We start from the raw sequence: 7,912 nt of genomic DNA, 5'->3' as shown, positions 1-7,912 counted from the left end.
CTTAATGTTTTGAACACCACTAAGTTACTAAAAATCAGCGATATGTGCAACTTTTTACTCATATTTATCAACTTAAATTAATTCCGCCAACGGGTTTCCAGTATTGAAGAAATTTAACTGAAGTGCCTGCAGGAATAGCGTGCAAGGCGAATGCCGCGACAGAGTGCTAGCACTCTGGCATGGCTGAGCCGAAGCCGCGGACGCCGTAGGCGTCAATATCACGCGAGCATTGAGGAAATCTAAGGATTAGGGGAGAGGGGAAAGCCTTCCCCTCGCTCCAGCCCCGACCCGCCCTTATAATCACGCCCACTCAAAAGAGTGGGCGTTTCCCATATGCCCCACCCAAGTCGGGTCTTCCGCTACCCCTACTGCGGGTGCTCAGACGCCGCACCCGCAACGCCCGGGCTTATCCCGCCAACCCGACCTAAGGCATATTTTTTTCACGTTTTTCATTTTTGTCATTTTGTGCCATTTTATTTATGTATTTTTAGATTATGATTACTGCAAAACCATTCATCAAGTGGGTTGGCGGCAAAACGCAACTCTTGGACGAAATTCGCAGGTTTTATCCTGCTCAAATTGAAAAGTATTGCGAACCATTTGTAGGTGGTGGAGCAGTCCTTTTTGATGTCCTTTCTCGTTTGAGTCCGAAAGAGATTCTCATCAACGATATCAATGGTGAACTTATAAACACTTACCGTCAGATAAAAACGAATTGTGGCGATTTGATAGATGTTCTCGCTGACCTGCAAGAAAGGTATTGGAATTCATCTCTTGAAGAAAATAAAAATCTTTTTCTTGAAAAAAGAGAACGTTTCAATTCGTTAAAAGTGAATGGCAATGAAAAAGAAAATCTTGAAAAAGCAGTTCTTTTCATTTTCTTGAACAAGACTTGCTTTAATGGTCTTTTTCGTGTAAACTCGAAGGGCCTGTTTAATGTTCCGTTTAACAATGCGAAAAAGCCTCTTCTTTGTGATGTGGAAAATTTGAAATCTTGCTCGCAGTTGTTACAGAATGTGAAAATGTCTGTTGGAAATTATGTTCAATGTAAAGATTTTATTGATTCTAAAACATTTGTCTATATAGATCCTCCTTATCGCCCGCTTACCGAAACCGCCGCTTTCACTTCATATAACGAAAATGGCTTTGGGGATAAGGAACAAGTTGAATTAGCTAAATTTATTGAAGATATATCAGATAGAAAGGCTATTGTTGTTACAAGCAATTCAGACCCTAAAAATGTTTGTGCGGACGATAACTTCTTCGATAAATTGTATAAGAAATTTTCAATCAGACGAGTTTCTGCCTCAAGAATGATTAACTCTAATGCGAAAAAGCGTGGAGCAATAAATGAACTTTTGATAAGTAATGTCGCATCAACTTTTTAGGATAATCTATGGCTAAAAGAAATTTTATTGATTGGTTCAGAACCTTTAGACCCAGCATAGCGACATTCTCTTATTATGCTGATTTCCCTAAAATATTTAGCAATGTTGATGCTATAAAAATTGAGCTGAACATATTAAACTCATTGATAGGTTCTAAGAATATTAAGCAAGAGTTTGAATCAATTCTTGCGAAGTATCCGAATGTTGTAAAGTGTATTCCTGTTCTGTTGGCTGTTAGAAGTACTCAAATATCAATAAGCGATGAGAATGGAATGTTTGTATATGTTTTTGATGGGCTGATGCACGATATTTCCATTTATTCAAGGTTTATGGATAAGTCAGGTTTGTTTGACCTTATGCAGAATCATCTAATAAGCAATCTAGTTGATTATGTGACGGGTGTAGAAACTGGACTAGATTCAAATGGGCGGAAAAATCGTGGCGGTCATTTGATGGAGGATTTGGTTGAATTATACATCCGAAAAGCAGGCTTCGTAAAGGAGAAAAACTATTTCAAAGAGATGTATATTTCGGATATTGCAAAAAAGTGGAATATTGATCTTTCTGCTATTTCTAATCAAGGTAAAATGGAAAAACGTTTTGATTATGTTGTTAAAACGGAGAAGAAGATCTATGCCATTGAGACGAATTTTTATGGTAGTGGCGGTTCAAAACTAAATGAAACGGCACGAAGCTACAAAACTATTGCAAATGAAGCAAAAACGATTCCTAATTTTGAATTCGTGTGGTTTACAGATGGCTTCGGTTGGGCGTCTGCAAAAAACAACCTTGAAGAGACTTTTGATGTTCTGGAACATATTTATTGTATCCAGGATATGGAAGCAGGGATAATGAAGGAAATTTTTAGGTAGTTATTATGGATGAACTTTCTACATTTTGCAATGAGTTGAAAGGGATTATGGGGAATTCTACAGAACTCTCCATAGAAAAAGCTCGTAAAATAGTGCAATCATTAAATGAATTTCTTTATGCACGATATCCTGATATTGGAACAACTAATGTGCTAGATGCGGCCTATGACTATATTTCTGACTTTCATAAATATTGGGAGCGTCATTATAAAGAAATTTTGAATGTTCGCATTGATGACTCAAATTGTGAAAAGGTAGCAGACGCATTGCATTTGGTATTTCAAAAAACAAATGGGCATGCTTTTTCGCAGGTTTGGGATACTTGTGGATTGCGCCCTGAAGATGTTTGTCGAGTTCGACTTTTTACTGCAAATCAGGATTTTCGTGGGTCGAGAGCTTTTTCGGAACTGGCTGAGATTTTTAGAGATGATGATACAATTTTTGATGAAGATAAAATTATAAGGGATCCTGCGGGATTTATAAATGACTTGGGACTGTCTGATTTGTCTCAGAATGACAAACGTGAAACTTATGCCTTAAAAATAGCGGAATTTGTAAAAGCAAGAAATGTGTCGCCATATGAATTGATATCGTGCTTTAACAATAATGTTTATGATTTGCGAAATGCGTTGATAAATTGTGTTAGTTCTGGCTATGGAAATAAAAAAGCAGATATGTTTGTTCGAGATATGGTTGTCTTGAATATTTGGACAAATGTTGTTGGTTTCGAAAAAATAGATGTTGCTAGTGATGTAAATACAATTAAAGTCGCTTTAAAAACAGGTGTGTTAAAGACGTCTATACCACTTGTATCAAGTTTTCTAGATATATTTTGTTACCAATATGGTTATATGGATGAGATGAATGCAAAAGCGTGGAGACGAGTTTGGGAAATATGGAATGAAAAGTTTCCAACTGAGTGTGTTCAAAGTCCGTGTTTGATGGATTATTTTGTTTATGAAGTAATAGGAAAACAGTTTTGCAAAGAAAGTCTTGCGGTGTATAAGTGTGATACTTATGATCACTCTTTCAAATGGCATTCTGCAAGGATTTCAACATGCCGTATATGTCATAAAGAGGGAAGAAAGGGTTTTACGGCGACCTGTATCAAAAAGGTCATGCCTTGTTGCGATCCCGATGGGGCTATTGCAATTTTACAAAGTAAGTATGTATTAAAGCTTCCTCAAAATGAGAAAATGGAAGAATGCCCGTTTAAAAATGTTTGTGATTCAAATAATGCAAGAAATCTTCAACCACCAAAATCAATTAGTATTTTGGGACAGACTGGTTGGACTACTGCATACTCCAATAAGGGGTGTGGCGGTGGAGGCCTCATGGCATAGAGGAAAAAATGGCTTTAAAAGCGTGGTATCGTTCTAAAAAATTAGATTTTTCTCTTGTTCAAGGCAATTGTGTTGATGTGCTTAGTCAACTTGATTTCCAATTTGATATGATTTTTGCGGATCCGCCCTATTTTCTTTCAAATGGAGGTATTTCTGTTCAAAGCGGTAAACAAGTTAGCGTGAATAAAGGAGATTGGGACAAATCGCAGGGTTTTGAAAAAGATAACGATTTTAATCGTAAGTGGCTCTCTGTATGTCGAGAAAGGCTCAAAGAGAATGGAACTATTTGGATTTCTGGCACTTATCACAATATCTTTTCTGTTGCCCAGATGCTGAATGAATTGAATTTCAGAATTCTCAATTGTATCACTTGGGCGAAAACAAATCCGCCACCAAATTTAAGTTGCAAATTTTTCACACATTCTACAGAATTTATTCTGTGGGCTCGCAAGAATAAAAAAGTTCCCCATTATTACAATTATGAATTGATGAAACAAATTAATGGCGGCACTCAAATGCGAGATGTATGGCAGATGCCTGCTATTGGTCGCTGGGAAAAAACTTGTGGCAAACATCCTACACAAAAACCACTTCCTCTTTTAGCCCGTATCATACAGGCTTCAACAAAAGAAAATGCGTGGATTCTTGATCCTTTTTGTGGAAGCTCTACAACAGGAATTGCTGCAAATTTGTTAAATCGCCGCTATCTCGGAATAGATCAAGAGCTGGAATTTCTTAAAATTTCAAAAAAACGCCGCCAAGAAATAGATAATATTGCAGTTCGAATGGACTATCGTGAACGCGTGTGCAAAACAACGGATAGTCAGATGCAAACGATTTTAGAGCTACATGAAGATGTCCCATATTATGGGATAGACTTGCCTTTATAGTTTTTAAGACACTTTTTGGGAGAAAAAACGTAATGGGTGAGAATCGTCGTGCAAATTCCGTGTTATTTGGCTTTGATTTCCAGGTCAATGCAGCTATTGTTTTAATGCTCGAAAATATGAAAGAGATGGATTCATTGCGATTGGAGAGCGACCTGGAGGATATAGAAATCTTTTTGTCAAATGGCAAAAGTATTTTGGCTCAAGCAAAAGCTGTAGAAAAGAGTAGCTCTGATTTTACGAATGTTCGGAAAAATTTGAAAAAAGCATTGGAATCGTTGTCAGAAGGTGCTCATAAGGGGAATGTTGAAAAACTCATTTTGATAACAAATTCTCCGAATCCTTTAAATGATGAGGATTCTAGAAGCGTGTTTTATGGCGAAGCTCATCGTTCGTACTCTTCCTTGCCGGATTCTGCAAAGAAAATAATCGATGATTATCTTTCCAAAATAACAAATCCTCTCAATAAAGATGATTTTCTTATACAAGTTTTACCTTTTGAAACCGATGATGACAATGAAAGATACAAAGTTGTTTATCAAAAGGTAAATGAATTTGTAAACCCGATTTTAGATGGTCGAGGAAAAGAACTTTTAAACATATGGTTTGACAGTATTTTTGGCAATGGAAGTAAAAAGGATTCTTCTATAGTTTTGTCGAAAAAAGCCATAGTATGGCCTTTAATAGTTTTGGCTACGGATGTTCAAAAATCAATAAGTAAAATTGTAGAAGTGTTTGAACTAGATGACGGTCAGGTAAATGATGTGATTCGCAAATATAAAGATTTAATTGATTATTCTTGTGAAAGGTATGAGTTCACAACAAAAGTTTTATCTGATTTTATAGATTTTAAAAGAAATAATCATGAAACCACGGTGTGTAGAGATTTTGCCAATAACTATTGTGCACAATATCTCCGCGTTTTAAACCTTGAAGACAATGAAGAAAATAATATTCTAACGAAAATCATTTTGTATTTGATTGTTGTTAATCGATATGATGTTGACCGTATAAAAAAGGGGGCGAATTTATGATTTTTCTAAAACTAGCCTTACAAGAAGGCCTTTTTTCTCGGACAATTGATTTTTCTGCACAAGAAAATTTAATATACAGTCAAAAAAATACTAAAGGTAAAACAACCTTGATGAGATGGTTGTTGTTTGCATTGGGATATAATATTCCGAATACTAAGGGAATAAATTTTTCGAAAAATGAATCTTTGTTGACTATCAGGAAAGATGATGGAGAAGAAATAACTCTGTCAAGACATTCTCAACAATCAATTCAAATTGTAAAACCAAATGAAGAGATAACTTTTGTTTTGCCGGAACAGCAGACAGAACTTCACAAAATTATATTTGGAATTCAAAATGCTGAAGTTCTTGAAAACTTATTGGGAACATTTTATGTTGACCAAGAAAAAGGTTGGACCTTACTGAATCGTGGCGTGGTTGTTGGAAATATCAGATTCAATATAGAAAGTTTTATTCGCGGAATATCGGGCGTTGATTGTTCATCATTGCTTAGTAAAGCTAAAATTCTTTCAGGTCAATTAAGTAAATATAGGCAGATGTATAATGTCGCTGATTATAAAGAGAAAATACAAAAAGATAGTGGTAAAATAGTACCTGACAACTATGATGATTCTGTTGATAGTTCTCTTAATATTCTTGTCTCTCAATTAGAACAAAAAAAGAGAGAACTCCAACAAGTTGATAAGGTTTTAGGTGAAAATAAAAGATTTAAGAAGTTTATTTCAAATATTAGGCTAAGAGTTTTAGTGGGCGAAGAAGAAATAGAGGTAACGGAGGACAAAATTATTGGCTTAAATGATTCCGTAGATTATCTTGTTGCCAAAAGAAAGATTATTTCAACCGAATTTAAAAAAATATCAAAAGAATTAGAGGAATATAGGAAACAGAAGTTTGGAAAAGAAGAAAATACATTTTTTGATGACACTAGCATATTAAGGGAATTTGATAATAGAATTTCAAAATTGCCTCTGAACCCAGTTGTTATAAAAAATAAAATAGATCAACTTCATAAAGAATTGACAGATGTTAGAAAGTCAATTTCTGAAAGAACGAAAAATAGCAATAGTGTCCCGCTTGAAATTTCTGCGGAAATGATAAAATATGCAATGGAATTAAATTTGGGTGGCGATAAAAAAATTTCAAGTTCTTATATATTCACTTCGAATTTAAAAGAACTTTCTGGAGCTGTGTTACATAAAACAGTTTTTGCTTTTAAATTGGCTTATATCGCTGCGGTGAAAAAATACCTAAATATAAAATTGCCGATAATGTTGGATTCTCCAAGTGGAAAAGAAGTCGATAGAGACAATATTCAATTGATGATAAATGTTTTGAAACGAGATTTTTCAGATCATCAAATAATTGTCGCGTCTATTTATAACTATAGTGGTTTTGACAACGCTAATGTTATTGAAATAAAGAATAGGCTTATTGAATAATTCTTTGCGTTAGGGATAGTGACCCCTTGGGGCGAAGACTTGCGGGCGGTTTCGTCCTGATGTTTTCGGGAGCAAGGCATCGTTTTATGAGGTTGGGCGGGAACGGAGTGAACCACGCAACCCATAAAATATAGCCCGACCGCACATGTATGTGCGGGAACGCCCAAAAGAGTCGGTGTGTTCTCCAGATTTACCACAAGGAAAAGCCTGCAAGCCGAGTGTCGCAAAAATATGCTTGCATATTTTTATGACCGAGGCGTAGCGGCGGACGCCAAAGGCGTCAAAAGCCGGCTGGCGTGATCGTTCAGTTCGGTGGCCAGACCCCGCTGAACATCGCCCGCGCTTTGAGCGACGAAGGCGTCAAGATTCTCGGCACCAGCATCGACTCCATCGATATCGCCGAAGACCGCGACCTGTTCCGCAAGATGATGGACAAGCTGGATATCCCGATGCCGGAAAGCGGCATGGCCACGAACATCGACGAAGCCCTCGCTTGCGTCAAGCAGATCGGTGGCTACCCGGTGATGATCCGCCCGAGCTTCGTGCTTGGCGGCCGCGGCATGGAAGTCATCTACGACGAGAACATGCTCCGCGAATACGTGGCCAAGGCCGTGGGCGTGACCCCGGATCGCCCGCTCCTCATCGACCGCTTCCTCCACAACGCTTTGGAATGCGAAGCCGACGCCCTCTCTGACGGCGAACACGTTTACATCCCGTCCGTGATGGAACACGTGGAACTTGCCGGTGTCCACTCCGGTGACTCTGCCTGCATCATCCCGCCGGTGACCATCACCAAGGAAAACCTCGCGACCATCAAGGATTACACCCGCAAGATTGCCGAAGCCCTCCACGTTTGCGGCCTCATGAACATGCAGTACGCTATCGAAGACGGCAAGGTGTTCGTGCTCGAAGCGAACCCGCGCGCAAGCCGCACGGTGCCGCTGGTCTC

The 7,912-nt window shown here is 37.9% G+C and carries 6 protein-coding genes and 1 pseudogene; all 7 read left to right on the top strand.

Annotated features, from left to right (window positions below; all coding sequences use genetic code 11):
* The first annotated feature begins 494 nt into the window (after window positions 1-494).
* Window positions 495-1,388: a DNA adenine methylase gene (locus BUB22_RS15670; RefSeq protein WP_073116597.1), complete on the top strand. Its 894-nt coding sequence runs from the start codon at window positions 495-497 to the stop codon at window positions 1,386-1,388.
* A gap of 8 nt (window positions 1,389-1,396) precedes the next feature.
* Entirely contained in the window at window positions 1,397-2,260 is an 864-nt protein-coding gene (locus tag BUB22_RS15665; RefSeq protein ID WP_073116596.1) for a type II restriction endonuclease, read from the top strand.
* 5 nt (window positions 2,261-2,265) lie between these two features.
* Window positions 2,266-3,603 (top strand): hypothetical protein, encoded by a 1,338-nt coding sequence (locus BUB22_RS15660; protein ID WP_073116594.1) that lies wholly within the window; start codon window positions 2,266-2,268, stop codon window positions 3,601-3,603.
* Between the two features lie 8 nt (window positions 3,604-3,611).
* Complete coding sequence (locus tag BUB22_RS15655; RefSeq protein WP_073116592.1) at window positions 3,612-4,493, top strand: DNA-methyltransferase; 882 nt, start codon at window positions 3,612-3,614, stop codon at window positions 4,491-4,493.
* Between the two features lie 32 nt (window positions 4,494-4,525).
* The gene (locus BUB22_RS15650; RefSeq protein WP_073116590.1) at window positions 4,526-5,524 is read left to right on the top strand and encodes a hypothetical protein; all 999 of its coding nucleotides are present in this window, start codon (window positions 4,526-4,528) and stop codon (window positions 5,522-5,524) included.
* On the top strand, window positions 5,521-6,963 hold the full coding sequence (locus BUB22_RS15645) for a hypothetical protein (protein ID WP_073116588.1): 1,443 nt from the start codon (window positions 5,521-5,523) through the stop codon (window positions 6,961-6,963). Before BUB22_RS15650 ends, BUB22_RS15645 begins: the two co-directional genes overlap by 4 nt.
* Window positions 6,964-7,241: 278 nt before the next feature.
* Window positions 7,242-7,912 (top strand): annotated as a pseudogene (locus tag BUB22_RS15640) (ATP-grasp domain-containing protein); the annotation flags it as partial.

Origin of the sequence: Fibrobacter sp. UWCM, assembly GCF_900129735.1 — a bacterium.
In the GTDB taxonomy this organism is placed as follows: Bacteria; Fibrobacterota; Fibrobacteria; order Fibrobacterales; family Fibrobacteraceae; genus Fibrobacter.
The sequence above is the reverse complement of the archived record's forward strand: the minus strand, read 5'-3'. Positions and strand labels throughout refer to the sequence as shown.